Source organism: Streptomyces sp. WAC 01529 (genome assembly GCF_003945545.1).
Classification (GTDB): domain Bacteria; phylum Actinomycetota; class Actinomycetes; order Streptomycetales; family Streptomycetaceae; genus Streptomyces; species Streptomyces anatolicus.
This window is the reverse complement of the sequence record NZ_CP029617.1, coordinates 3,832,094-3,857,780: the sequence shown is the minus strand read 5'-3', so window position 1 is coordinate 3,857,780 and position 25,687 is coordinate 3,832,094. Positions and strand designations below refer to the sequence as shown.

General features: G+C 70.9%; 25 protein-coding genes. 8 read left to right on the top strand and 17 right to left on the bottom strand.

The features are described from left to right. Positions 1 to 94 precede the first annotated feature (94 nt). Positions 95 to 1,138: a helix-turn-helix transcriptional regulator gene (locus tag DMA15_RS37995; RefSeq protein WP_125513716.1), complete on the bottom strand. Its 1,044-nt coding sequence runs from the start codon at positions 1,136 to 1,138 to the stop codon at positions 95 to 97. A 104-nt stretch (positions 1,139 to 1,242) separates the two neighbouring features. Here DMA15_RS37995 and DMA15_RS17270 point away from each other — a divergent pair, with 104 nt between their 5' ends. Further along, positions 1,243 to 1,974, top strand: coding sequence for an SDR family oxidoreductase (locus DMA15_RS17270; protein ID WP_125513715.1), 732 nt, complete (start codon positions 1,243 to 1,245; stop codon positions 1,972 to 1,974). A 204-nt stretch (positions 1,975 to 2,178) separates the two neighbouring features. Next, positions 2,179 to 3,687 carry an FG-GAP-like repeat-containing protein gene (locus DMA15_RS17265; protein ID WP_125513714.1) on the top strand — a complete coding sequence of 503 codons (1,509 nt, stop codon included), beginning with the start codon at positions 2,179 to 2,181 and terminating at the stop codon, positions 3,685 to 3,687. A gap of 32 nt (positions 3,688 to 3,719) precedes the next feature. On the opposite strand, the gene DMA15_RS17260 is transcribed toward DMA15_RS17265, so the two are convergent. The 13 genes from DMA15_RS17260 to DMA15_RS17200 form a co-directional block, all read right to left on the bottom strand. Next, positions 3,720 to 5,315, bottom strand: a complete 1,596-nt coding sequence (locus DMA15_RS17260) for a type IV secretory system conjugative DNA transfer family protein (protein ID WP_240659833.1) — start codon at positions 5,313 to 5,315, stop codon at positions 3,720 to 3,722. Then, entirely contained in the window at positions 5,305 to 6,708 is a 1,404-nt protein-coding gene (locus tag DMA15_RS17255) for an ATP-binding protein (RefSeq protein WP_125513713.1), read from the bottom strand. Before DMA15_RS17255 ends, DMA15_RS17260 begins: the two co-directional genes overlap by 11 nt. Positions 6,709 to 6,737: 29 nt before the next feature. Further along, positions 6,738 to 8,297, bottom strand: a complete 1,560-nt coding sequence (locus DMA15_RS17250) for an SCO6880 family protein (protein WP_164551775.1) — start codon at positions 8,295 to 8,297, stop codon at positions 6,738 to 6,740. After that, positions 8,294 to 9,652: a hypothetical protein gene (locus DMA15_RS17245; RefSeq protein WP_125513712.1), complete on the bottom strand. Its 1,359-nt coding sequence runs from the start codon at positions 9,650 to 9,652 to the stop codon at positions 8,294 to 8,296. The genes DMA15_RS17250 and DMA15_RS17245 overlap by 4 nt, the downstream gene beginning before the upstream one ends. After that, positions 9,642 to 10,490, bottom strand: coding sequence for a hypothetical protein (locus DMA15_RS17240; protein WP_125513711.1), 849 nt, complete (start codon positions 10,488 to 10,490; stop codon positions 9,642 to 9,644). The genes DMA15_RS17245 and DMA15_RS17240 overlap by 11 nt, the downstream gene beginning before the upstream one ends. Positions 10,491 to 10,752: 262 nt before the next feature. After that, positions 10,753 to 11,061, bottom strand: coding sequence for a hypothetical protein (locus DMA15_RS17235; protein ID WP_030795286.1), 309 nt, complete (start codon positions 11,059 to 11,061; stop codon positions 10,753 to 10,755). Positions 11,062 to 11,290: 229 nt separating this feature from the next. Beyond that, positions 11,291 to 12,940: a hypothetical protein gene (locus DMA15_RS17230; RefSeq protein WP_206302755.1), complete on the bottom strand. Its 1,650-nt coding sequence runs from the start codon at positions 12,938 to 12,940 to the stop codon at positions 11,291 to 11,293. A gap of 79 nt (positions 12,941 to 13,019) precedes the next feature. Then, positions 13,020 to 13,742, bottom strand: a complete 723-nt coding sequence (locus DMA15_RS17225) for a hypothetical protein (protein WP_125513710.1) — start codon at positions 13,740 to 13,742, stop codon at positions 13,020 to 13,022. Further along, on the bottom strand, positions 13,739 to 14,425 hold the full coding sequence (locus tag DMA15_RS17220; RefSeq protein WP_125513709.1) for a hypothetical protein: 687 nt from the start codon (positions 14,423 to 14,425) through the stop codon (positions 13,739 to 13,741). Before DMA15_RS17220 ends, DMA15_RS17225 begins: the two co-directional genes overlap by 4 nt. A 26-nt stretch (positions 14,426 to 14,451) precedes the next feature. Next, positions 14,452 to 15,684, bottom strand: a complete 1,233-nt coding sequence (locus DMA15_RS17215) for a putative T7SS-secreted protein (protein WP_125513708.1) — start codon at positions 15,682 to 15,684, stop codon at positions 14,452 to 14,454. Next, on the bottom strand, positions 15,681 to 16,007 hold the full coding sequence (locus DMA15_RS17210; RefSeq protein ID WP_125513707.1) for a hypothetical protein: 327 nt from the start codon (positions 16,005 to 16,007) through the stop codon (positions 15,681 to 15,683). The genes DMA15_RS17215 and DMA15_RS17210 overlap by 4 nt, the downstream gene beginning before the upstream one ends. Before the next feature lie 109 nt (positions 16,008 to 16,116). Next, complete coding sequence (locus DMA15_RS17205; protein ID WP_125513706.1) at positions 16,117 to 16,791, bottom strand: DUF4232 domain-containing protein; 675 nt, start codon at positions 16,789 to 16,791, stop codon at positions 16,117 to 16,119. A 226-nt stretch (positions 16,792 to 17,017) separates the two neighbouring features. Then, positions 17,018 to 17,710, bottom strand: coding sequence for a hypothetical protein (locus DMA15_RS17200; RefSeq protein WP_125513705.1), 693 nt, complete (start codon positions 17,708 to 17,710; stop codon positions 17,018 to 17,020). A 205-nt stretch (positions 17,711 to 17,915) separates the two neighbouring features. Between DMA15_RS17200 and DMA15_RS17195 the strand changes: the two genes are divergently transcribed. Together DMA15_RS17195 and DMA15_RS17190 are read left to right on the top strand one after the other, a co-directional pair. Beyond that, on the top strand, positions 17,916 to 18,926 hold the full coding sequence (locus DMA15_RS17195) for a bifunctional lytic transglycosylase/C40 family peptidase (RefSeq protein ID WP_125517843.1): 1,011 nt from the start codon (positions 17,916 to 17,918) through the stop codon (positions 18,924 to 18,926). 246 nt (positions 18,927 to 19,172) lie between these two features. Next, positions 19,173 to 19,889, top strand: a complete 717-nt coding sequence (locus tag DMA15_RS17190) for a phosphatase PAP2 family protein (RefSeq protein WP_125513704.1) — start codon at positions 19,173 to 19,175, stop codon at positions 19,887 to 19,889. 23 nt (positions 19,890 to 19,912) lie between these two features. On the opposite strand, the gene DMA15_RS17185 is transcribed toward DMA15_RS17190, so the two are convergent. Continuing rightward, positions 19,913 to 21,511 (bottom strand): FAD-binding oxidoreductase, encoded by a 1,599-nt coding sequence (locus DMA15_RS17185; RefSeq protein ID WP_125513703.1) that lies wholly within the window; start codon positions 21,509 to 21,511, stop codon positions 19,913 to 19,915. A gap of 79 nt (positions 21,512 to 21,590) precedes the next feature. Then, entirely contained in the window at positions 21,591 to 21,746 is a 156-nt protein-coding gene (locus DMA15_RS36680) for a hypothetical protein (protein WP_164551774.1), read from the bottom strand. 132 nt (positions 21,747 to 21,878) lie between these two features. Between DMA15_RS36680 and DMA15_RS17180 the strand changes: the two genes are divergently transcribed. Continuing rightward, entirely contained in the window at positions 21,879 to 22,703 is an 825-nt protein-coding gene (locus DMA15_RS17180; protein ID WP_125513702.1) for a hypothetical protein, read from the top strand. A gap of 204 nt (positions 22,704 to 22,907) precedes the next feature. After that, positions 22,908 to 23,093, top strand: coding sequence for a hypothetical protein (locus tag DMA15_RS17175; protein WP_125513701.1), 186 nt, complete (start codon positions 22,908 to 22,910; stop codon positions 23,091 to 23,093). Positions 23,094 to 23,373: 280 nt separating this feature from the next. Here the strand turns inward: DMA15_RS17175 and DMA15_RS17170 are convergent, their stop codons facing one another. Next, a complete protein-coding gene (locus DMA15_RS17170; RefSeq protein ID WP_125513700.1) occupies positions 23,374 to 23,733 on the bottom strand; it encodes a metal-sensitive transcriptional regulator in 360 nt (119 codons plus the stop codon). A 198-nt stretch (positions 23,734 to 23,931) separates the two neighbouring features. Between DMA15_RS17170 and DMA15_RS17165 the strand changes: the two genes are divergently transcribed. Beyond that, the gene (locus tag DMA15_RS17165; RefSeq protein ID WP_125513699.1) at positions 23,932 to 24,552 is read left to right on the top strand and encodes a DUF47 family protein; all 621 of its coding nucleotides are present in this window, start codon (positions 23,932 to 23,934) and stop codon (positions 24,550 to 24,552) included. Positions 24,553 to 24,559: 7 nt separating this feature from the next. Beyond that, on the top strand, positions 24,560 to 25,558 hold the full coding sequence (locus tag DMA15_RS17160) for an inorganic phosphate transporter (RefSeq protein ID WP_125513698.1): 999 nt from the start codon (positions 24,560 to 24,562) through the stop codon (positions 25,556 to 25,558). The last annotated feature ends 129 nt before the right edge of the window (positions 25,559 to 25,687 follow it).

Sequence of the window (25,687 nt, the reverse complement as noted above, 5' to 3'; positions counted from 1 at the left end):
ATCGTCGGACCGGGGTCGGGACGTGGGGGCCCGGGGTAGTACCGGGGTACGACGGTGACCCTGAGGGGGTGTGGCGAGGGCCGGGGCGGGGTGGTCAGAGCGTGGGGTCCGCGCGGGCCAGCAGGTAGCCGAGCTGGGCGCGGGAGCGGGAGCCCAAGTCGTGGGAGATCGCGGCGACATGGGCCGCCACCGTGCGCCGCGAGACCCCGAGGCGCCGCGCGATCGCGTCGTCCGTGAGGCCGGAGACGAGCAGCCTCATCACCGCGCGGCGGACCTCGTCGACGATGTGCGGCTCGCGGGCGCGGGCGTGGGTGCGGGGGTGGTCGCCGGTGGGGGCGTGGGGGTGGTCGCCGGTGTGGGCGCGGGTGGGGGCGGCCGAGGCGTGGGCGGCGTCCGGTTCGGTCACCGGAGTGGCCCGCTCCCAGGCGTCGTCGAAGACCTCGGCGAGGTGCGCCACGACTTCGGGGTGGCGGATCTCCACGGCGCCCCGGCCGAGGAGGTAGGCGGTGGTCCGGTCGCACAGGAGCAGGCGGCCGGTCAGCTGGTGCAGCGTACGGACCTGGCCGCCCGCCCGTGCGATGTCCTGGAGGTGCCGCCACCGCGTGGCGTGCGTGCGGGCGGCGTGCGGGTACAGGGCGCGGTGCGTGACGCCGGCCGGGAGGAGGCGTGGGTCCATGGGGTCGTGAGGGCCGCCGCGCTCGCCCGTCGGGTGCATGGTCAGCAGCTCGGAGCGGCAGCCGCGCACGGCGCGCTCCAGGAGGGCGGGGACGGCGTCGGTGCCGTCGACTGCCGTCAGCCAGTCCTCGGACTCGCGCCGGGCGGCGCGGTAGATCGCGTGGACCGGTGAGAACCCGGAGCTGATGGACCGCAGCCGGTCCTGCTGGGCGCCGAGCAAGTCCCGTACGGGCTGGAGCAGTTCGGACTCCGCGATGTTGGGCGACACCGGCACGAGGACGTCCGGGTCGTCCGGCGGTGGCGTGAGCAGGCCCAGTCGTACGAGGCAGTGGGGCGCCGTCCCGCGCGGCAGGCAGCCCTTGACGACCGCGGCGCGGTAGCGGACCAGGCCCTCGGCGCAGGGGGCCGCGGTGGTGCCGGTGCACCGGCAGGCGGTCTCCGGGGCCTCTGCGTCATCGTGCATCGCACGATTATGCACCGGGATTTCGAAGGTTCAGGCGGGGTGCGGCTGTGAGGGTGGTGGTGAGCGGGCTTTCCCGCTTGTGAATCGAAGGATGAGTCGAAGGAATGGTGTACGTGAATCTCTCCGGCAGCACGGTCGTCATCACCGGCGCGGGCGGCGGCATCGGCCTCGCCACCGCCGAACTCGTCGCGCGGCGCGGGGCCCGCGTCGTGCTCACCGACCGCAGCGCGGATGTGGTGCGCGAGCATGCCGAGCGGATCAGCGAACTGACCGGGGCGCAGGCGGAGTTCCGGGCGCTCGACGTCACCGATGGGGAGGCCGTGGAGGAGGTCATGGGGTCGGTCGGCACCATCGATCACCTCTTCACCTGCGCGTCCGGCAGTGTGATCGCGCCCTTCGGGGAGCTGACCGAGGCGCAGGTGCGGCGGTTCTTCGAGGTCAAGTGGTGGGGGCAGTACCGGTGCGTGCGGGCGGCGCTGCCGTATATGCCGAGGTCGACGGGGTCGGTGACGCTCGTCTCGGGCTATCTGTACCGGAAGGCCGACCCCGGGTACTTCGCCTTCGCCGCCGTCAACGGCGCCGTCGAGGCCGCGGTGACCTCCCTCGCCATGGAGCTGGCCCCACTGCGCGTCAACGCGGTCGCGCCGGGCCCGACCGATACGCACGCGCACCTCATGAGCCCTGAGGAGCACCGCACCTACCGGGAGGAGATCGCGGGGCGGCTGCCGGTGGGGCGGCCCGGGACGGCGGAGGAGGTCGCGCACGCGGCGGCGTACCTGATGGAGAACACGTTCACTACGGGGACGACGTTGGATGTGGACGGGGGGAAGCGGTGAGCTTCCCTCTGTGCGGCAGTTGAGGTCCCGTACGACCTCCCCGTACGACCTCCCCGTACGACCTCCCCGTACAACCTTCCCGCACGGCCGGAGGTCACATGATCGGCCGGTGTGAACCAGCGGGTGTCTCGCAGTGAACAGCGGGGAACCACCGGTGGCTTCACGCCGCGGCCGCTCAACCGCACCCTGACCGAGGGAAGTCGTATGTCGCGCGCCCATCGCACCGCCCGCCTCACCGTGCCCGTGATCGCCGTCTCCCTGCTGGTGGGCGGCGGCCTCTCCGCCCTCACCCTCGGGCAGGGCACCGCCCGTGCCGCCGCTCCCGCCGCCGACGCCGGGCGCGCGGGGGCCGCGGCGAAGGTGACGGAGGACTTCAACGGCGACGGGTACGGCGACCTGGTCGTCGGCGCCCCGGGCGGCACCGTCTCCGGGAAGGCCAAGGCCGGGTACGTGGTGGTGACGTACGGGTCGAAGGACGGCCTCGACCCGGCCCGCAAGAAGGTCGTCAGCCGCTCCACGAGCGGGGTGCCCGGGGCGGCCACCGCCAAGCAGGCGTTCGGCAAGTCGTTCACCAAGGGCGACCTGGACCACGACGGGTACACCGACCTGGTCATCGGCGTCGAGAGCAGGAGTTCGGCGGGCGCGGTCGTCCTGTGGGGCTCCGCGTCCGGCCTGACCGGCGGCACCAAGATCGCCACCCACGGCTTCAACCCGCAGGCCGGTGACTTCGACGGCGACGGCACCACCGACCTCGCCCTGTTCTCCGGGCCGGGCTACTACGGAGACGACCCGATCGGCCAGCAGGCGCGCCTCTGGAAGGGCCCCGTCACGCGGACCGGCACCCCGGCCAAGACCCTCGACTTCCTGGACAAGTCGCAGTGGTGGGACTACGACAGCGACCAGCGCCCCGACCCGACCTGCGCCGACCGGGAGTGCATCGACGGCCCCAGGTCCGTGCAGGGCCCGGTCGTCCCCAAGGCCGTCGGCGACATCAACGGCGACGGCCGCGCCGACATCGCCATGAACGACTACTACGGCGACGGCGAGTGGGGCAACAGCGTCCTGTACGGCACCCCGACCGGCTTCAAGCGCGGCCAGGCGCCGGGCTCGGCCGGCGAGTTGGCCATCGGCGACGTCAACGGCGACCACTACGACGACCTGGCGCTCGGTGACGACGACTACGAGCCGGGGGTCAGGGTCGCCTTCGGCTCGGCCGACGGCCTCAAGGCGCAGACGCAGGGGTTCGACCAGAACCTGCCGGGCGTGCCCGGCGCCGAGGAGGACGGGGACCGGTTCGGCAGCTCGATCGCCGTCGGCGACGTGACGGGGGACGGGTACGCGGATATCGCGGTCGGTGTCATCGGCGAGGACGTCGGCGGCGTCACCGACGCGGGCGACGTCGTCCTGGTACGCGGCAGCGCCGCCGGCGTGACCGGGTCCGGGGCCCAGGCCTTCCACCAGGACACGGCGGGCGTACCCGGCGTCGCCGAGAAGGGCGACCTGTTCGGTGCGGCCACCGCGCTGCTCGACGTCACCGGTGACGGCCGCGCCGACCTCGCCGCCTCCTCCGTCCAGGAGAACGCGCAGGCGGGCGCGGTGTGGTCGCTGCGCGGTACGTCCACGGGCCTGACCGCCACACGCTCCGTCGCCTTCGGGCCGAAGGACGTCGCGGCTCCGAACACCGCGGCGCTCTTCGGCAGTGCGCTGCGCTGAGCCTCGGCTCGGCTCCCGGCGGAGTCGGCCACTCAGACCGGCAGGTCGCTGTGGGGCCAGCGGGTGCGGGCCTGTTCGCGGGAGCGGAGGAGGGCCAGCGTGGGCATGCCGCGGTCGGCGCCGGTGGTGAGCAGGTCCGGGAGCTGGGGGAGCGGGGCGACCGCGGCGGCGTCGTCCAGGACGAGGGTCATTGGTGGGTCGAGCCGACCGGAGGATGACCGTTCGGCCATGCGCCGGCCGTGCTCGACCACGCTGGAGGCGAGTGCCGTCAGCAACGGCATGGCACCCGGACCTTGGCGGGACTTGGGATCCTCGATCGCCTCACCCACCACAAAAAGCGTGCCCCCTTCATGGACAAAGGAATCCAGGGTGAGCGCATCAGTTCGGTTGGGGGTGCAGGACTCGCGGACGTGGACCGTGAAGAGCGCGGAGAGGGCCCGTGCGGTCAACTCCTGCGCCACGTCCCGGCGTTCCGGGTAGGCGGTCAGGGTCGCCTCCAGTTCGCCCGCGGCGCCGGGGGCTGCCTCGGGGTGCGTACGGAGGATGCGTACCGCCTCTTGGACCTGGGTGCCCTGGGACCAGCGGTGGACGTGCTTCATCGGCCTTTCGCCCACCGCGGCGGCGTGCAGGAAGCTGCGCAGCAGGGTCTCCGCCGTGTCGGCCACGGCGGCGTCGAGCTTGGCGCTCGGCCTTATCGGGGCGAGGAGGGCGGCGGCGCGCTGGGCGGCCATCGCCTTGTCCCGGCAGCCGGAGGTGGGGGACCAGTGCAGGCGGGCGGGGGTGTCGCACAGGTGCGAGGGGTCGTAGAGGAGTACGGGGCCCAGTTTGGCGCGGGCGTCCTTCGTCTCCTCCCACAGGGTGGGGTCGGAGGTCAGGACCAGGGCGGCGGACTCGGCGTCCTGGACCGCCTGGAGGGCGTGGGGTCTTCTGGTCTCAAGGGGGCCGAGGATCAGGGGGGTTCGGGGGGGTTGGGGGGCCTCTGGGGGTGCTGTCGGGGCTGCGGGCGTGGGCTCGGGGCGGGGGGTCGTGTCTTCGGTGGGCGGGCTCTGTGCGGGTCCGTTCGGCTTTGGTGCGCCTTCGGCGCGTGTTTCCCACGCACCCACCTGTTCCGGCCCGCTTTCCGGCCCGCTATTCCCTAGTGCGCCTTCGGCGCGTGATTCCCACCCACCCGCCTGTGCGGGTCCGCTATTCCCCGATGCGCCTTCGGCGCGGCCCGCCCGCCTCGCCCGCCGGACCGCCCGCCCCCGCACCACCACCCCCACCACGAACACCGCCAGCACGACCAGCACCATCAGCTGCCCGATGAACAGGCCCCAGAACAAGCCGTATCCGGACAGCTGGCCCGGCGGGGTCTCGGGCCAGGCGCCCGGCAGATCTTGCGGGCCGCCGATCAAGTGACGTACCGCCAGCGGCGTATGGCCGAACGTCACTCCGTCCGGCCACGCCCCCCGCGCGAACCACGCCGCGAGGCCCGTGGACGTCCAGACCAGGACCGTCGAGCCCAGCAGGAAGCCGAGGAAACTCAGCAGCAACCCGTCCGGCACGCCCCGCTCGGCGCCCGCGCCGCGCGCACTCCGTTCGGGGCCGCGCCCATACGCCGGGCCGCCCCGCTCCCAGTCATCCCGCATGCTGCTCCATGTACGCCGCCCGTGCCTCCGCCTCCAGCTCGGCCGCCCGGATCGCGTCGTCGACGTGCGCGTCGGATTCCGCCAGCTCGGCCGAGGTCTCCGTCATGGCGCGGTCCGTGAAGACCAGCGGGCGTTCCGTCTCCGTGATGAGGTGCTTGACCACCTGGACGTTGCCGTTCACGTCCCACACCGCGATGCCGGGGGTGAGGGTGGGGATGATCTCCACCGCCCACCTGGGCAGCCCGAGCACCCGTCCCGTCGCCCTCGCCTCATCGGCCTTCTGCGCGTAGATCGTCCTCGTCGACGCCATCTTCAGGATCGCGGCCGCCTCCTTCGCCGCCGCCCCGTCCACCACGTCACTCAGGTGGTGGACCACCGCCACGAACGACAGACCGAGCCGCCGCCCGAACTTCAGCAGCCGCTGGAAGAGCTGCGCCACGAACGGGGAGTTGATGATGTGCCACGCCTCCTCCACCAGGAAGATGCGCTTCTTGCGGTCGGGCCGGATCCACGTGTGCTCCAGCCAGACGCCGACGATCGCCATCAGGATCGGCATGGCGATGGAGTTGCGGTCGATGTGGGAGAGGTCGAAGACGATCAACGGGGCGTCCAGGTCGATGCCGACCGTCGTGGGGCCGTCGAACATGCCCCGCAGGTCGCCGTCGACCAGACGGTCCAGGACCAGTGCCACGTCCAGGCCCCACGCCCGTACGTCGTCTATGGCCACGTTCATCGCCTCGGCCGACTCCGGCTCGGGGTGGCGCAGCTGCTCGACGATGTCGGTCAGGACCGGCTGGCGCTCCACGATCGTCTCGTTCACGTACGCGTGCGCGACCTTCAGCGCGAAGCCCGAGCGCTCGTCCAGGCCGTGGCCCATCGCGACCTCGATGATGGTCCGGAGCAGCGCCAGCTGGCCCGTCGTCGTGATCGCCGGGTCCAGCGGGTTGAGGCGGATGCCCATGTCCAGGGCGGCCGTCGGGTCGAGCCGGATGGGAGTTATCCCCAGCTCCTGGGCGATGAGGTTCCACTCGCCCACCCCGTCCTCGCCCTGCGCGTCCAGGACGACGACCTGGCGGTCCTTGAAGCGCAGCTGACGCAGTACGTACGTCTTCTCCAGCGCCGACTTGCCGTTGCCGGACTCGCCGAGCACCAGCCAGTGCGGGGCGGGCAGCTGCTGCCCGTACAGCTGGAAGGGGTCGTAGATGTACCCCTTGCCGGAGTACACCTCGCGCCCGATGATCACGCCCGAGTCGCCGAGGCCCGGCGCGGCCGTCGGGAGGTAGACCGCCTGGGCCTGCCCCGTCGACGTACGCACCGGAAGCCTGGTCGTCTCGACCTTCCCGAAGAGGAAGGAGGTGAAGGCGTCCGTGAGGACGGTCAGCGGATCCCGCATCGCAACAGCCTGCCTCTACGTCGATACGTCTAGCGTCGGATGCCGGTCGCGAACGGCAGCGTGTTGACGAAGGCCCTGTGGTGCTCGCGGTCGCACCACTCCAGCTTCAGATACGACTTGCCGGCGGAGGCGCGGATGGTGCGCTTGTCGCGCGCCAGGGCCTCCGGGGAACGGGACGAGACCGTGATGTAGCCGACGAGGTTGACGCCCGCCGCGCCGCTCGCCAGGTCCTCGCCGCGCTGGTCGAGGCGGGAGTGCGAGGCGATGTCGCGGGGGTCGACCGTGCGGTTCATCTTGGCCTGGCGGCTCGCCTCCGCCTCGTCGTTCGTCTTCTCGGTGAGCATCCGCTCGATGGCGACCTCGGTGGGTTCGAGGTCCATCGTCACGGCGACCGTGCGGATCACGTCCGGGGTGTGGACGAGCAGCGGGGCGAGGAAGTTGACGCCGACGGGCGTCATCGGCCACTCCTTCACCCAGGCCGTGGCGTGGCACCAGGGGGCGCGGGTGGAGGACTCGCGGGTCTTGGCCTGGAGGTAGGTGGGCTCCATGGCGTCCAGCTCGGCGGGCCAGGCGTTGCGCTTGGTCATCGCCTGGATGTGGTCGATGGGGTGGTCCGGGTCGTACATGGAGTGGACCAGGGAGGCGAGGCGGCCCTGCCCGAGCGGCTGCCGTACGCGGATGTCGGCCTCCTGGAGCCGCGAGCAGATGTCGGTCAGCTCACGGGCCATGACGACGGCGAGACCGGAGTCCTTGTCGAGCTTGCGGCCGCCGTGCGGGCGGGCCGCGCGGGCCATGGCCTGCGCCTCGGCGGCCAGGTCGCGGGAGTAGTGCATGCAGGCGACGAGGTAGGCGCGGTGCTGCTCGCTGCTGGTCGACACCATCGACTGGAGCTGGTCGTACGACTCCTGGAGCCACGGCAGCGCGCGGTCGTCGCCGCGCTGGGCGACGTCCTTGGCGTGGGCGTCGGGGTCGGCGGGCAGGGTGCGGGCGAGCATCTGGAGGCGGGTGACGAAGCCGTCCCCGTTGGCCACGTGCTTCAGGAGCGTCCCGAAGCGGTCGACGAGCGCCTCCTGGTCCTCGCTGTCGCGCAGGCCGACGCCCGGGCCCTCGATCTCGATGGCGGCGGTGACGGTCCGCCGGTCCGCGTGGAGCAGTACGGCGATCTCGTCCGGGCCGAAGGGCGCGGCGAGCCAGCTGATGCGGCCGATGCCGGGGGGCGGCCCGACCTCGACCTCGCGGCCGTCGATCCGTACCCCGGCCTCGGGGGCGGCGGAGCGGTAGGCGGTGCCGCGCTTGAGGGAGCGCTTGTAACTGCGGTTGATCTCGAACCACTTGTAGAACGTCCGGCCCTTGTACGGGACGTACACCGCCGCGATGGCGAGCATCGGCAGGCCGGTGAGCAGCACGATGCGCAGGGAGAGGACGGGGACGAGGAGCCCGCACATCATGCCGAGGAACGCCCCCACGATGATGAGGGCGATCTCGCCGGTCTCGCGGTTCTTGCCGATGATCGCGTTCGGCCGCGCGCGGCCGATCAGATATGTACGGCGGGGCGCGACCGGTTGGGACACGTGGGACTGGGTCGTCAACGCCCTTCACCTCCCGTGCGGTTGGTACTGCTGTTGCGGGAGCCGGCGCGGTTGCCCGCGTGCGGCGTGTTCGTCGCGCTGCTGCGCGGCGGGGGTGCGGCGGAGGGGACAGATCCGCCGCCGTTCGAGGAGCCGCCGGGGGAGGTGCGGCCGCTGTGCGCGGCGACGCCGCCGCTGGCGGGGTTGGCGGGGCGCGGCTGGCTGCTCGCGCCGCCCGCGCCTCCGCCGTTGCCCCGGGCACTGTGGGTCTTGATGCCCTGGGAGACGAGGGAGGCGGGGGAGCTGATCACGGCGGCGGCCTTGTTCTCGGCGCCGCGCATGATGCGGTTGTTGCGGGAGCCGGCGATCTCGTCGCCGAAGCCGGGGACGAAGCGGTAGATCATGGCGCTCGCGAAGATGGCGAGCAGGATGATCGAGAGCCCGGAGACGACGGCGGAGAACGCGTCGGGCCCGTCGTCGGCGGAGAGCGCCCCGGCGAGGCCGAGCACGATGACGATGATCGGTTTGACGAGGATGACGGCGATCATGATGCCCGCCCAGCGGCGGACGTGCGACCAGAGGTTCTTGTCGACGAGACCGGCGTAGACGACGGTGCCGAGGAGCGCTCCTACGTACAGGAGCGCCGCCCTGATCACCAGTTCCAGCCAGAGGACGCCGGCGGCGAGGATCGACACGAGCGAGACGACGATCAGCATGATCGGGCCGCCGCCGATGTCCTCGCCCTTCTTCAGGGCGCCGGAGAACGTCCCGAAGAACTGGTCCGTCTGACCGCCCGTCGCCTTCGCGATGACGTCCGAGACGCCGTCGGTGGCCGAGACGACGGTGTAGAGGATCAGGGGCGTGAAGGCGGAGGCGAGCACGGTGAGCCACAGGAAGCCGATGGCCTCGGAGATGGCGGTGGTCAGCGGCACGCCGCGCACGGCCCGCTTCGCCACGGCGAGCAGCCACAGGAGGAGGGTGAGGATGGTGGACGCGGCGAAGACGACGGCGTACTGCTGGAGGAACTTGGGGTTGGTGAAGTCGACGCTCGCCGTCTCCTTGACGGCGTCGGACAGCTTGTCCACGGTCCAGGAGGCGGCTTCGGCGCAGCCCTTGGCCAGGGAGCCGAGGGGGTCGGCGGTGCCGTCGAGGGGGGCGTCGGTGGGGTAATCCCCGCCGCTTCCGCCGGAGCGGTCGGCTTCTTCGCCTTTTTCGCAGTATTTTTTGGCGGGGCCGCGGATCAGGTCGCAGGAGTCGTCGGAGGGCTGCGGGTCCGGGGCCGCGAAGGCGCGGGTGGCCAGCAGCACGGTCGCCGTCTGCACTGCGGTGAGGGCAGCGGCGAGCGTGAGGGTACGGCGACGGGTGCTACCGGGCATAGGTGAACCCTCCGAACTGCTCCACTGCCTTCGCCATGTCATCGGCCGTGGACGCCCTCTGGTCGCGCCCGACCGGAACAGGGCCGTCCTTCTGCCGGAAGTCGGCGACCTTCCAGTCGCCGTCGACCCATCGCAGCTCGTACGTGTTGGTGAACCAGCTCTCGGACACCGGGTTCTTCGTCTCCTCGCCCGCCAGCCCGAAGAGTGACGAGTACCAGATCTCGACGCTCGCGCTGTCGGCGCTGAACTTCTTGACCTGGGTGCCCACCGGGATGATCCGGGACACGAACTTGGTGTCCTTCGGCGCCGAACCGTCAGGGTTCAGGCCGATGCTGGTCAGGAACTTCTCCCCCGAGTACACCTTGTCCAGCTCCTCCTGACGCTTCGCCGCTTCGTCAGGGGTGTACACGGCGGTCACGATGCCGTGTCGCTGGTCCTTGTTGAACATCTCGGCGGAGCCGAGCGCGACCGCGTAGTTCGCCGCCGCGCTCTGCGCCCCCTGCTCGTCATGGGCGAACCCCGAAGGGATCCCCGCGGTCTTGCCGCTCACCGGCTTCTCCCCCGAAGGGGCCGTCGCCGCCGCGTCAGGCGTCTTGGCGTCGCCGCCCCCCGCCGGACTCCCGTCCTCCCCCCTGTTGGCGAAGGCGATCGCCGCGATCAGCAGGACCACGACGCCGACCACCGTCACCAGGCTGCGGGAGGACGTCCGCCCGGACCGGGCGGATCTGCGCGCGCCGCCGTAGACGTCGTCGCCCCCGCCCTCCCCCTCGGGAAGCCGCGTCCTGGTCTCTCCCGAGCCGCCGAAGAGGCCGTCGTTCCGCTCGTCGTCGGGACTCATGCCGCGACCGCCCCCTCAACATCTCGCCGAACCGTCACGCAGGACACGTATGACGGTAGCCGTGCTGGTTCCCGCGCGGGCGCGGTGTGGTGACTCGACATCAGGGAGTTGCAACCTCAGCCGGTGGGCACGACGGACGGGTGGGGAGAGGGAGGGGACAGGGAGGGGGACCTGGGGAGGGGACGTGGGGAGAGGGGGCATGGAGGGAGGGACGTGGTCGTGGCGGCCTGGGAGGGGCCGCTGGACCGCCATGCCGTGGACGCTAGACCGCCATGCCGTACACGATCGTGAAGAGTGTGCCGAGCGAACCGATGATGAAGACTCCGGTCAGGCCCGCGATGATCAGGCCCTTGCCCTGCTCCGCGCTGAAGGTGTCGCGCAGCGCCGTCGCGCCGATGCGCTGCTTCGCCGCGCCCCAGATCGCAATGCCCAGGCACAGCAGAATGGCGACCGCCATCACGACCTCGATCATGACGCGCGCCTCGTTGCCCAGGTTCCCGAAGGGTCCCCAGTCGGGGGCGATCCCGCCGATGATGGTGGTGATGTCGCCCTTTTCGGCTGCCATAAGCATGTGTAACTCACCGCCCCTAGTGGGTTGTTCCGCCGCCTCTGCCTGACTCGGTGCAGAGGACAGCTCATTCTCGCCGACAATCGGGCCCGCGGATGTCGCCTTGGCGCCATTCGTTGGCCGACTTCGTACGGTTCCTCGTACGTGAGGTCTGGTCACTCTGTGTATCACGCGGTAGGACGCCGGGCAATGACGGCCCGGCGTGCCTCTGACCTGGACTTCTGACCAGGACTCAAGTGAGTCCGGGGCCGGCGGTCGCGCGGGTGACGAAGGAGCAGTCGGTGTAACGGTAGGCGGGGCTCAGCCGCGCGCCGTCGGCTCGATCGCGTACGGTCGCCCGCTTGTAGAGGAAGTGGTACTCGCCGGCGGGCAGGCTGAGGGTGGTCCTCGGGTACTTCGAGACGCCGGCCCGGCAGGCCTTGTCGCCCTGGGACTTGGTGGCGAAGATCCGGCAGGACGCGCAGTCCTTGAGCTTGACGCTGCCGGTGGTGGGGCCGGTGTAGAGGACCTCCAGGTCGCCGGGGCCGAGGTTGGCGAGGACGAAGCCGACCTTGCCGCCGCCGGGGGTGCCGGACGGGGGCAGGCGGCGGCCCGCGCTCGGGCGCTCCTCGGCGATCTCGGCGGCGATGGCGACGTCCTTGGCGCGGTCGCGCTTCTTGCTGGCGGGGTAGGACTTGGCGAAGCCGTTCAGGGTCGCGGCGGCCTTGGCGAAGTGGGCGTCCTCGAACTCGTCCATGCCGCAGGCGTAGACGCCGCTCTCCATGGCCCGGTCGGTGTCGCCGCGCAGGGCCCGGGCATCGACCGTGTCGCCGGGCAGGGCCGCGGCGGTGGCGCCGAGCGTGCGCAGTTCGTCCAGGGCGGGGCAGGGGGCGGGGCCCTTGAAGGCGGAGGTGCGGGCGCCGATGGCGTCGCGCAGGGCGCCCTCGACCTTCTTGGCCTGGGCCGAGGCGGGGAAGGTGCGCAGGAGTTCCGTGAGCGGGGCGTCGGCGGTCGTGCGGCCGAGCCCTTCGACGCCGCATTCGTAGAGCGAGGTGGCGAGGCGGTCGTCGGGCCAGGTGGCGAGGGAGCCGAGGTGGTCCTTGCCGAGGGAGCCCGGGATGGTGCGCAGGTGGGTGAGCGGGGGGACGGCTTCGCAGTACCGCTTGGCGGTGTAGGGGGCGGCGACGGACTCGTAGTAGGCGGTGAGGCTGTCGGGCAGGCGGTCGGCGGCCCGGGAGCCGGGGTGGTCGTCGGCGAGGTCGCGGTAGATGCGGAGGGCCTTCTTGTACTTGGTCTCGGCGAGGCCTTCGAAGGGCTGGGCGTCGAGGGCGGCGACGATGCGGTCGGCCTTGTCGAGGCGGTCGAGGAGCATCTGCTGGACGGCCTCGTCCCGCGCGCCCTCGTACGCGAAGGCGCCTCCGGCGGGTACGGCGAGAAGGACGACGCCGAGCCCGATGGCGAGGGGCGTGCGCAGTGGTGGGCGGTAACCGGCGCGCAGGGCACGCCGGGCTCCGTCGACGGCCACGAGAACCAGGAAGACGGCGTACGCGATGACCACGCCCCCGGGGACGCCGTCCACGTCGGCGGGCAGCGCCAGGACCAGCAGCCCGGCGGTCGCGGCCCAGCAGAGCGCGGCCGGCGCCCATCGCTTCAGCAGGACGTAGCCGAGGCCGAGGCCGCTGAGGTTGAGAAGGGCGGCGGAGAGGGCGCGGAGGGGATCGGGGAGTGGGCTGAGGGTGGGCGGGCCTGCGGGACGTGGCGGGACGTTGGGCGGCGGCGGGACGTTGGGCGGCGGCCCGAACGGTCCTCCCGGAGGTGCTCCGCTCTGCCCCCCTTGCGGGGCTCCATTCCCTCCGCCCGCTCCGCCGCCAGGCACCGCGTCGTACTTGTCCCCAGGTCGCATCTTCGGCTCCCCCCAGCCGGGCACGCAGGGCGATGTATGGCGCCCAATTCCCCCACGATCGGGGAGGGTTGGGCACCCGTCAACCGCGCGGGGGCCGGCTGCGGGCGTCGGTTCCGGTGAGTGCCTGGAGTTCGAGGAGGGGGTCTTCGAAGCTGACGTTCTCGGCGATCTGCTGCAGCAGGCTCCGGTACTCCGCGCGCCGGTCCACGACGGTGGTGCCGAGCGTCAGCACCACCAGGTGTCTGCCGTCGGGATGCGGGAGGTGGGCGAAGATCTGGAGCACCGGGTCTTGGGGGAGGCCGGAGTCGGCATTCGGGGTACGTACGGTCTCGCTGAAGGATGCGGGGCCGCAGGGCAGTTCGAGGTACGCGATGTTCGCGTGACCCTCGGCGCCCGCGATGGCTCGGGCGGCGGTTACGGCGGGGGCGGCCGCGGAGATTTCGCGCCAGGAGACGGTGAAGAGGGAGAACAGGAGCCCGCCGGTGGGCTCGCCCTTGGCGCTTGGGGATACGTCGTCGCGGTGCAGGCCGATCGCGCAGTGCACGGTGGTGGCCTCGACCAGTACGGCCAGCAGTTGCTGGGCGAGTGCGAGTTGTCCCAGAAACCGCTGGCGGACGATGTCATTGGGGGCGGAATCCAGGAGCGGCTCGAGAGCTGTGCGCAATTCGTCGGCGCCGGTAGAGCCGGGCGGGGCCAGCAGCGCGTCGACAGGAAGTGGGGTGAACCCCGCAGGTTCGGCGAACCAGAAGTGGGCGCCGGGCGCGTTGACGGAGTCGTCGAGGATGAACCCAGGGGTATTCATCGGGGTGTCTCCCTCTTGCGGAGCGGGTCTGCAGCCGGGACGAATCCGGCACGCCGAGCCTGTTCGAGGTCCGAGGGGGAGACGCCCCAATCCGAATAGGCGATGTCGTGGCCCTTCCCCAGGCGCTGGCTGAGGATCATCATGCGGCGGGGCGACGCGCCGCTTGGAGCGGGTGCGGCGATGAGGCCGATCATGCGAGGGTCCCCGGCGAACCAGACTGTCGCGATCTGAGCCTCCAGTTGAGGCTTGGCGCGGGGCGCCATCCGGCGGTGCCACCAGGTCACGCGGGGGTGTTTGGCGAAGACCAGCGGCAGTTGTTGTTCTGGTCGGGCGGGGTTGGGGAACTCGAACCATCCGAACTGATTGCCTTGGATCTCAGGTCTCTTTGTCAGGCCGTTCGGGACGTCTCGGAGTAGCTGCCACGGGTAGTTCTGCAGGATGCGCCGCATGCGCAGAGCCGTAGGGATGTAGCTCGACTGGACGAGCATGCGCCATGGACTGTAGATCCAGTACGGCATGAAGATCCATACGGCCCAGTCGGGTGTCTCGAGTGAGATTCCCAGGAGAGCGATCCAGACGCCGATCCAACCGATCAGTCCGGCCACGTCTTTGAATACGAGCAGGTTCCAGGCACGGCGCGTCGGCGGATGGTCCCACGCGGTGGGGAAGTCGGCAGGGTTCACAGAGTCGCTCTTTCTGCAGTGGAAAGTCAGGAGAAGAGGTAGCGCGCGGTAGCCGGGAACCCGGGGATGTCGATTCCGAGCCGTGTGCCATCGATTCCGGTCCCGACCTCGCCCCTGCGCTCGTCGTCGTCGAACAAGCCGTATCCGGCAGTCACAAGGCCGATGCCGCTGGAAGCCTTCGCCACGCTGTCGGTCCACACCGGCGGATTCCCCGACCAGCTGAACACGCGTTGGAGCAAGGGATTGCCGAGGTTGCTGACCTCGTCGGCCTTCTCCGAGACCGCTGTGCCGTACTTGGCCATTTTCTGCCCGAGCGTCAGGACTTCACTGCCACCGCGGATCGTCTGCGTGGCTTCGATGCCTCCCCTGGCGGCGGCTCCGAGCCCAGGCACCATGCCCAGGGTGTCGGCACCCACCGACACCAGGTTGCCGAAGAAGTCGGCGTCGAACTCACCCTTGGTGACCCCGTCCCACAGGGACGCCCGAACCGTAGGGTCCGACATACGGGTCGCCAGCGCCCCTGCGCTGAGAAGCCCTGCGCCCACCAGGAGAACGGGAAGCGCGATAGGCCCGGTGAAGATCAGGGCTGCCAACGCGAGCACCCCGGCCACCGCGCTGAGAATGTCCGGCAGGTTCTCCTTGACCCACTCACACGCCTTGTCGAACCAGCCGGGCTCGTGCGGTGCCAGCTTGTCCGTCGCGTCGCGGATCTTTTCCGCGCGGTACTTGGACCTCTCCTCGTGCTCGCGCCGCAGGCTCCGCGCCCTGCCCAGGATTCGGTCCAGCTCCGCCTGGGCGTCCTCGACCTTTCCGTCGGCCAGCTTCAGGGCCTTCTTCGCCTCGTCCTGCTTCTTGCCCTTCTTGTCCAGATCGGAGTCGCCGCCGACCGTATCGGCGTGCCCCTTCGCCGCCTTCAGCGCCTCTCGGGCGTCCTTGGCCTTCCCGTTCAGCTCCCGCGCCCGGCGCTGGAAGTCGTCCAGGTCGCGTTCCCAGCGCTCCAGCTGCTTGGCGGCCTTTTCGATGGAGCGTGCGGCGTTCTTGAGGTTCAAGGAGAGCGGGCCTTCTTCGACGGCCTCGCGGAAGGCCACGGCCGCGTCACCTTCCCAGTAGCTGCCGTCCATCAGCTTGGTGACCACCTTGCGGGTGTCGCGGAGGACGGTGACGCAGCTGTCCAACTTCTTGTGCAGGTCTTTTACGGTGTCGCAGTCTCCGGGAGCGGGATCGAAGCCGAGGTCCGGGTAGGTGGCGGCGCTCGTCACTTCGGGATCTCCACCACGTCGTCCTTGGTCTTTCCGGCCTTGTCCATGGCTTTCGTCAGCGCCGCTTCGACCTCCATGAAGGCGTTCTTGTTCTGCTCGATGATCTTGGACAGGTCCTCGGTCTGCTCACCGATCTGCTCCGCCCCGTACTTCCAGTCCTCCTGGAAGTCCTCGCAGGCCTTGTCGAGGTCGTCCGTCCCCAGGCCGCCGACGGTCGCGTCGGCCAGGGCGCCGCGCAGGCCCTTCAAGGACGTGACGGACCCGTCGAGCAGCTTCATGAACTGTTCCAGCTCGACCGCGTCGACTCTGAGCTTCTCGGCCATCGCTGCTCCGCCTTCGGTTGGTCGCCTGCCGTCCCGGACTCGATGTTCATCCTGGCCTCAGCGGCAGGCGGCGGGCGGGGCTTTGGCGGGATTCCCGCCATGTCCCGGGTCAGCCCGCCGGGGAGTCGCTGACCTTGCCGACGGGGCCGATGGCCGGCTTCGGGTTGTTGGCCGAGGTGTCCTCGCCGCTCACCGGGAGGGAACCGGCGGGCCAGGCGATCGTCACCGTCTTCGTCTCGTTCGGCGGGGTCACCAGGATGTGGGCGACGCGGACGCCGGAGCCGCCGGTGGTGTTGAGCGGGAAGGTGAGGTTGAAGGCGGCGGACTCGCCGTCCTTGAGGACGGCGGGGTGGGCCTGGTCGCCGTTGCGGTCGACGGAGAGGGTGTCGCCGGTGGCCGTCTTGAGGTCGACGCCCGCGTAGCCGTTGAGGGAGCAGTCGCGGCCGCCGCCGTTCTTGAACTGGACGGTGATGACGCCTTCCGTCTTGTCGGTGGTGTTGTCGGCGGCGGTCACCTCCAGCGCGTCGCTGCGGCACGTGTCGACTCCGCCGTCGTCCTCGCCGGTGCCGCTCTTCCCGGAGCCCTCGCCCGCCGAACCGGACCCGCCGCTCCCGCCCCCGCTGGCGCCGCCGCCCTGCCCGGCATCGGCGGACGCGGTCGGCTTCGCGCCGGACGGTGAGTCCCCCGCCTTCGCGGTGTCGTCGTTGTCGCAGGCGGTGAGCGAGAGCGTGCCGAGGAGCGCGACTCCGGCGAGCAGCGTCTTCGAGGCATGCGTGAGCTTCATGGTGGGGTTCCCCCGTGAGGTGCGAACTGGTGTCGGTACGAGGCCGGGCTCCCCGGCCTGACCACCAGCGAAGCCGTCCCCGGCGGGCGGGGGAAGAACCGCCGGACGATCAGGGATGCTGGAACGCTTCCAGGGGGTCTGAACTGCGTAGATGCCCTCTGTGTGGAATGCCGTGCTGGGACGGGGGCGGGCATCGGCACGCACGCGTGGCGGGCGCCGGCCGGTCTCAGACCCTGGGTTCCCCGTACCAGCGCCACTTGGTCAGCCGTGCGCGGCCCGGGAGTTCGCCGCGGCCCGTTGCCCACAGGAGGGTGGGCCAGGGAAGCGTGTCCGTGGGGGCGTCGGGGAAGAGGCGGTGCAGGACCCGGGCGCAGAGGTCGGCGGGCGGGGTCCAGGCGGCGCCGATGCCGAGGCCGTTCGCGATGTCGTACGTATGGACGAGGGTTTCCACGACTCCCATCGCGGCGAAGCCCTCGGGGTCCGAGGCGCCGAAGCCGTGGTGGGCGCGGACGGACGGCGGGGTGGTGGCGACCATGGCCGTCAGCAGGGCGCCGCACGCCTCCACGACCATGAGCAGCCCGGCCGGTCCTGCGGCGGGGTCGGCGAGGGTGACGTTGGCGGGGCCGCCGGGGGTACGGCTGACCCAGTGGAAGGGGACGACGCCGTCCAAAGGGGGGTGTTCCGGGCCGAGTTGGGCGGCGTACGCGAAGAGGTCGTCCGCGAGGTGCTCCCCCGTCTCCCAGCAGTCCCACTCCAGGCCGCCTGCCTTAGCGTTCCAGTCGGCGTCGGCGGGGGCTCCGCGGAGGGCGGCGACGGCGAGGCGGACCGCGCGGGTGACGTCGTCGGCGGTGACGGGGGCCGGGACGACGGGAGTGGTGGCGGGCGCGGGGGCCTCGGAGGGTGTGGTGGGCTCAGACATGGGGGGAACGTAGCAGCGGCTGCCCCAGGGGCGGCCCGGGATTTTCTCGCCGGTGGCCGGTGGCCGGTGGCCGGTGGCCGCTGCCCGCTGCCCAGTGCGCAAAGGGCGCGCGCCCCCGGGGGCCACCTCCGGGACCGCCTCCCTGTCGTACGGAGCCTCTACACTGAGCGCCGACGGACTCCCGGCAGGCGAGGGGTGGTTGACGGTGCGTAAGGCGTGGCTGCTCGCGGCCGTCGGGTCCACGGGTGCTCTCAGTTTCATCGCGCTGCTCGTCGTCGGGACGTACATGGCCGCGGGGAGCATCGCCAGTGGTGCGAGCGGGGGCTCCGTCGGGCTCGCCAAGGGCGCCGTGCCCGCGAGCTATCAGTCCCTCGTCCAGAAGTGGGGCAACCTCTGCAAGGCCATCAACCCCGCCCTGCTCGCCGCCCAGCTCTACCAGGAGAGCGGGTTCAACCCGCGCGCGACGAGCCCGGCGAAGGCGCAGGGGATAGCGCAGTTCATCCCCGGCACCTGGGCCACGCACGGGCTCGACGGTGACGGCGACGGCGACCGCGACGTCTGGGACCCCAAGGACGCCATCCCCTCCGCGGCCTCGTACGACTGCAAGCTCGCGGGCTATGTGAAGGACGCCCCGGGCGACCCCACGAAGAACATGCTCGCCGCGTACAACGCGGGCGCGTACGCCGTCCTCAAGTACGGGGGCGTGCCGCCGTACCGCGAGACGCAGAACTACGTGAAGACCATCACCACCCTCCAGAAGAGCTTCGCCCGGCCCGTCGGCCGTGTGCAGCCCTCGCAGCAGGCGGCCGGGGCGATCGCCTTCGCGCAGAAGAAGCTCGGCACCCCCTACCTGTGGGGCGGCAACGGCACGCCCGAGCAGAACGGCCGCTTCGACTGCTCCGGCCTCACCCTCGCCGCCTACCGCACCGTCGGCGTCACGCTGCCGCGCGTCGCCAACGACCAGTACAACGCGGGGCCGCACCCGAAGCGGAGCGAGCTGCTCCCCGGTGACCTGGTCTTCTTCTCCGACGACCTCACCAACTCGCGCGCCATCCGGCACGTCGGCATCTACGTCGGCGGGGGCTACATGATCAACGCCCCGCGCGCCGGAGCCGTGATCCGCTTCGACCCGATCGACACGCCGGACTATTTTGGCGCGACTCGTGTCACCGATGAGGGCGCCAAGGCGGCCCCGGTCAAGCCCACAGCGGTCTGAGGGGGGCGCGGGCAGGGGCGTGCGGAGGGCGCACGCAGGGTGTGACGTGGCTGGAACTCTCCGTTAAAACACTCCCCTGAGCTGCGGTGATGTGTCTCTCTTCGGTAACGTCTGAGTGATCTTTCGGTGGAGAGTGGAACGTAGGGGTGGGGACCAGGCGTTCCCTTGACTGGACCGACCGCGGGGGTTGATGGAGGGCGCACGGAAAGTGCGCCCATGGGCTAGGAGACAAGGGGCCGCAGCGCCATGGCTGGACTCGAGGAATCCGGGTCGAACCCCGACGTCGGCCTGCTCTACGACATCAACGGCCTGACGCGGGAGACCCCGCACTGGCTCGACCGCGCCATGGCGTTCGTCGGTGAGTACGGCCTGCTGCTCGCCCTCGTACTGCTCGTGGTGTGGTGCTGGTGGGGCCAGCGGAAGCGGGGCGCCCTCGATGACGCCGCCTCGTCGGTCGCCGCCGTCGTCTGGGCGCCGCTCGCCGCCGCGATCGCGGTCCTCGTCAACGTACCCATCAGAGGTTTCGTCGAGCGCCCCCGCCCCTTCCGTGACCACAGCGGCATCCACGTCCTGGTCGACGGCAAGGACGACTTCTCCTTCGTCAGCGACCACGCCACGCTCGCCATGGCCATCGGCGCCGGACTCTTCGTCGCCCACCGCAAGTTCGGGTTCGCAGGCCTCGCGCTCGCCGCCCTGGAGGGCTTCTGCCGCGTCTTCATGGGCGTGCACTACCCGACGGACGTCATCGGCGGCTTCGCGCTCGGCACGGCCGTCGCCCTGCTCCTCTCCCCGCTCGCCATGGCGCTGCTCACCCCGCTCGCCAAGGCGATCGGCCGCTCGCGGTACGGGGGTTGGCTGGTGTGGGACCGCGAGGTCGGGCCGGTCTCCGCCACCCCGCTGAGCGAGACGGCCGCACCCTCCGAAGCCGCCCAGGACCCCGACGAGCGGGACCTCGCGGCCTAGGAGGCGCGCGGAGGGCGGCAGGCTCAGAGCGCCTGCGGGAAGTCGAAGAAGCGGTTCGGGTCGTACTGCTTCTTGAGCTTCTTCAGGCGCGGCGCCGCCGCCCCGTAGTACGCCTCGCGCCAGTTCGTCAGCGTCGAGTCCGTGTAGTTCTGGTACGCCGCGCCCGACGCGTACCGTCCCATCGCCCCGTGCGCCGTTTTCAGCCACGCCCGCGCCGGTGAGCCCGAGGTCCCCGCCCGCCACGACGCGATGTACTGCGCCAGCATCCGCGAGCGGCGGTGCACGAACGCCGTCGCCGTCGGGTCGACGCGGTTGATCGCGCCGCCGAGCGCGGTGAGCGCGATGCTGCCCGCGCTCGCGCCCGTCACGTTCTCGATCTGCGACAGCAGCGCGCGGATGCCGGCGGCCGACAGCGAGCGGTCGAAGAAGTCGGAGGCCGCCGCGTACGTCTCGCGCTTCAGGGCGCCCTGCGGAGTGCGGCCCGGCGTCGAACCGGGCAGATGGCACTGGGCGTCCGTGGCGAACGACGAGCAGCCCGCGTACACCTCCATCGCCTCCTCGTACGTACGCCGCTTCAGGGAGACGCTGCGCGCGGGGGCGCCGATCTTGTCGGCGAGGCGGTCGACGGCGTTCTGCAGTTCGCCGTACGTGCCCAGCGAGAAACAGGCGACGGAGACGGTCGGGGTGCCGCCCGGGGTGTTCGCCAGGTGCGCGGACGACCAGATCTCGTCCGGCTGGTCCGGGCCCCACTCCTGCCACGCCTTGATGACGGCGGCCGCCTTCGACCAGGGCCAGGTCATGTACGCGGAGACCGCCCGGGGCGCGGTGTGCGTGCGGTACGTCAGCTCGGTGACGACGCCGAACTGGCCGTTGCCCGCGCCGCGCAGCGCCCAGAACAGCTCCTTGTTCTCGGACTTGGAGGCGGTGAGCTGCTTGCCGTCCGCCGTGATGAGGGTGGCGGAGGTGAGGCTGTCGCAGGTCAGGCCGTAGGCGCGGGAGACCACGCCGTGGCCGCCGCCGAGGGTGAGCCCCGATATGCCGACGGTCGGGCAGGAGCCCGCGGGGATCGTCACGCCCTTCGCGGCGAGCGCGCGGTAGACGTCGATCAGCTTGGCGCCGCCGCCGATCGTGGCCGTCGTCCCGCTCGCCCGTATCTTGCTCAACTTCGATACGTCGATGATCAGCCGGCCGGTGCCGGAGGACCAACCCGCGTACGAGTGGCCGCCGTTGCGGATCGCCACCGGGGTGCGGTGGGCGCGGGCGTACGCCAGGGCGGTGCGGATGTCCTCGGGGTGGGCGACGTAGGCGACGGCGGTGGGCTTCAGGTCGTCGAAGCGGGTGTTGTACAGCTGGCGGGCCGCCGCCCACTTGGCCTCGCCGGGCCGCACGAGGGTGCCGTCGAGGTCCTTGGCGAGGGCCTTGAGGGTCGCGGGCGCGCTGGCGGCGGCGCTGGAGGTCCTGAGGGGCGTACTGGTGCCGGTGCCGGTGCCGGCGGCGGTTCCGGTGGAGCGTGATGCCGTGCCCGCGCCCGTGCCCGCGTCCGCGCCGCCGCTCGTGCAGCCCGCGACGGTGGCCGCGGCCAGCGTGGCGGCCGTTGTACCGATGAACGTACGTCGTTCCATGACGCCTCCCCTTGCTTCCCGGAGAACGAGACGGTGCGTGGGGCGGACGGGTTCCCTCGGGGGCTCCTCGTGTTCGGCCCTAGGGGGACTGCTCGTGCTCGGCCGCGTCCGTGCGGGCCTTGCTGCGGGCCCTGCGGGCCGGGCCGCGCCAGCCGCAGGTGCAGTGGGCGGCGATGAACCGGCCCTTCTCGACCGTCGTCGTGCGGTGGGGTGCGGAGACTTCCTGATCGGCCACGCCGTCACCGTACCGACCCCGGGTGAACGGGCCTCGACCGGTCCGCCGCGGCGTGACGGGTCAACGTACCGGTCGTTAACCGGTACGACGGGGGGATCGACAAGCGGGGAAACGCTTGGGGGTACACAGGCGATGGGGCAGCAGCACAGGCGCACGGGCCGAGCGGTCACCGCGGTCGTGGCGGTGGGGCTGATGGCCGTCGCCACCGGCTGCTCGGGCGGCGCCGCCGCGGGCGGCGGCGGTGCCGGGGCCCCCGGCGAACCCCGCGAGGTGGTGCGGCGCTCCGCCGACTTCCTGGTGCGGGCGGGCAGCGCCAAGGCGCGTACGTCCATGGAGATGGCCAGCGGCGGGACGCGCGTGACCATCCGGGGTGAGGGTGTGTACGACTTCCGGCGCCAGCTCGGGGAGTTCGAGGTGGTGCTCCCGCAGGATCCCGCCGGGGGGCGTGCGCGGCGTCCGATCACCGAGCTGATGACGGGCGGCGCGCTCTACATGAAGAACCGGGGGGCCGGGGTGCCCGCCGACAAGTGGGTGCGGATCGAGACACGTTCGCTCTCCGACGGCAACCTCGTCACCGGCGGCGCCACGGATCCCCTCGCGGCGGCGGAACTGCTGCGCGGGGCGCGGAAAGTGACGTACGTGGGGGAGGAGCGGGTCGGTGGCGCCGAGGTGCGGCACTACCGCGGGGTCGCCGGTCTGCGGGCCGCGGCGAAGGCTTCCTCCGCAGGTCAGCGCGGGGCGCTGGGTGCTGCCGCGGCGAAAGGGTTCAGCAAGGGGCGGGTGCCCTTCGACGTCTATCTCGACGAGCGGGGGCGGGTGCGGAAGCTGCGCCAGCAGTTCACCGTGGCCAACGCGGAGGTGGCGTCGACCACGCTGCTCTACGGTTTCGGGGTCGCCGTCGGGGTGCGACTTCCGGCCGAGAAGGACATCTTCGCCGGGAAAATCGCGGGTCCGTAGTCGCCTACGGCTGGAGGAAATGGTCCGTCCGTGCCATGCGCGGTGTGTAGACCACTCCCTACTCTAGGAAGTCGGTACGAAAGTCGGTGCGGGGGGCCGGGTGGCGGTGCCGGTGCCGGGCGCGGGGTTCGGGTTCTCTTCCCCGGCTCGGGTCTCCGGCTCCGGTTTCCCGCTCTGGTTTCCGGTGCTGGTCAGGAAGAGGTGATGAACGTGGCTCCTATGCGTGGCGGTACGGCGGTTCAGGACCACGTCGCCCTCGCCGAGATCGAGCTCTGCGGCGAACTCATCATTGCGGCGAGTGCGGCGGCCGAGCGGCTCAGCTTTGACCGGATCGACGAGGTTCTGCGGGTGTCCGATGAGGCGGGGCCCTTGTCGGGCGACCTGAGCTAGGGCTGGCGGGGCGCCTTGAGCGGGGCCTGCCTCGGCCTGCGGCGCCGCTTGACCCCCGGGGCTCGGTCCGCCCCCTGGGCGGGCGTTGCCCCTTGCCCCCTGGCCCTGCGGGCTGCGTCAGCCGGCCCGGGCCTGCCCCTCCGACCTATCCGCCGCTCCGCGGCGATCCCTCCCACCCACCCACCCGTTCACCCCGCACCGAGCGGCGAACGTAGGGGCCCTGCGGCGCGGGGCGCGCCGCCCGCGCCGGGGGTTCGGGGTGCTTTTCCTCGCGGGAGTGTTACGTGCGGAGCATCCGCGCGATCGCCTTCGTCGCCTCTTCCACCTTCGCGTCGATCTCCGCGCCCCCCTTGACCGCCGCGTCGGCCACGCAGTGCCGCAGGTGTTCCTCCAGGAGCTGGAGCGCGAAGGACTGGAGTGCCTTCGTGCTCGCCGAGACCTGCGTGAGTATGTCGATGCAGTAGACGTCCTCCTCAACCATGCGCTGCAGGCCCCGGATCTGGCCCTCGATGCGGCGCAGGCGCTTGAGGTGTTCGTCCTTCTGCTTGTGGTACCCGTGCACGCCGTGAGCGTGGTCACCGTGCTCGGAGGGCGCTTCGGGCGTCTCCGGGGTCACCGCTGCCGCGTCGGTGGTCGTCATCGCGTCCTCCTCCTGAAAGGGGCATGGGGCATTTTCGCTGATCCATATACCCCTGGTGGGTATATCTTAGCCGATTTCTCGGGGGGTGTGCTGATCACTGTGCCTGATGGGCGACACTGGGGAGCGGCCGGTTAGCCGTGGCCGGATGATGCGCCTAGCATCAGCCTGACCGCATCCAGAGCACCCCGAGGACCCCACGTGCGCTTTCGTCTGACCCCCAGGGAGACGAGCTTCTACGACATGTTCGCCGCATCCGCGGACAACATCGTCACGGGCTCGAAGCTCCTCATGGAACTGCTCGGAGCGGACTCTTCCGCGCGGGCCGAGATCGCAGAGCGTATGCGGGCCGCGGAACACGCGGGAGACGACGCGACGCATGCGATCTTCCACCAGCTGAACTCCTCGTTCATCACGCCGTTCGACCGCGAGGACATCTACAACCTCGCGTCGTCCCTGGACGACATCATGGACTTCATGGAGGAGGCCGTCGACCTGGTCGTCCTCTACCAGGTCGAGGAACTCCCCAAGGGCGTCGAGCAGCAGATCGAGGTCCTCTCCCGGGCCGCCGAGCTGACGGCCGAGGCCATGCCGAACCTGCGGACCATGGAGAACCTCACCGAGTACTGGATCGAGGTCAACCGTCTGGAGAACCAGGCCGACCAGATCCACCGCAAGCTCCTGGCCCAGCTCTTCAACGGCAAGTACGACGCCATGGAGGTGCTGAAGCTCAAGCAGATCGTGGACGTCCTCGAAGAGGCCGCCGACGCCTTCGAGCATGTGGCGAACACCGTGGAGACCATCGCGGTCAAGGAGTCCTGACCCCTCCATGGACACCTTTGCTTTGGTCGTGACCATCGGCGTCGCGCTCGGCTTCACGTACACGAACGGCTTTCACGACTCCGCGAACGCCATCGCCACCTCCGTCTCCACGCGGGCGCTGACGCCCCGCGCGGCGCTCGCCATGGCCGCGGTGATGAACCTCGCCGGTGCCTTCATGGGCAGCGGTGTCGCCAAGACCGTCAGCGAGGGGATCATCGAGACCCCGCACGGCGACAAGGGGATGTGGATCCTCTTCGCGGCGCTCATCGGCGCGATCGTGTGGAACCTCATCACCTGGTACTTCGGACTTCCCTCGTCCTCCTCGCACGCGCTCTTCGGCGGCATGGTCGGAGCGGCGCTCGCCGGGGGGATCGGGGTCATCTGGTCCGGGGTCCTCGACAAGATCGTCATCCCCATGTTCGTCTCCCCGGTGGTCGGCCTCGTGGCCGGTTACCTGGTGATGTGCGCGATCATGTGGATGTTCCGCAGGTCCAACCCGCACAAGGCCAAGCGCGGCTTCCGTATCGCGCAGACGGTGTCCGCGGCCGGCATGGCGCTCGGGCACGGTCTCCAGGACGCCCAGAAGACGATGGGCATCGTGGTGATGGCCCTGGTCATCTCCGATGTGCAGAGCGCGGACGCGCCGATTCCGATCTGGGTGAAGGTCGCCTGTGCGCTGATGCTGTCGGCGGGTACGTACGCGGGCGGCTGGCGCATCATGCGGACGCTCGGGCGCAAGATCATCGAGCTGGATCCGCCGCAAGGGTTCGCCGCCGAGACGACGGGGGCGGGCATCATGTTCACCACCGCGTTCATGTTCCACGCGCCGATCTCGACGACTCACGTCATCACTTCCGCGATCATGGGTGTGGGCGCGACGAAGCGTGTGAACGCGGTGCGGTGGGGGGTGGCCAAGAACATCATTCTGGGCTGGTTCATCACGATGCCTGCGGCTGCCTTGGTGGCGGCTGTTAGCTTCTGGATCGTTAACCTCGCGTTCCTGTAGGTCTTCGGCTGCGGGCTCGCTGTGGCTGGTCGCGCAGTTCCCCGCGCCCCTTCGGGGCGCTCCTCCTGAGGGGCGCGCACCCCCCCGCACATCGGAAAGGCCCGCCCCCGGGAGCCAGGGGCGGGCCTT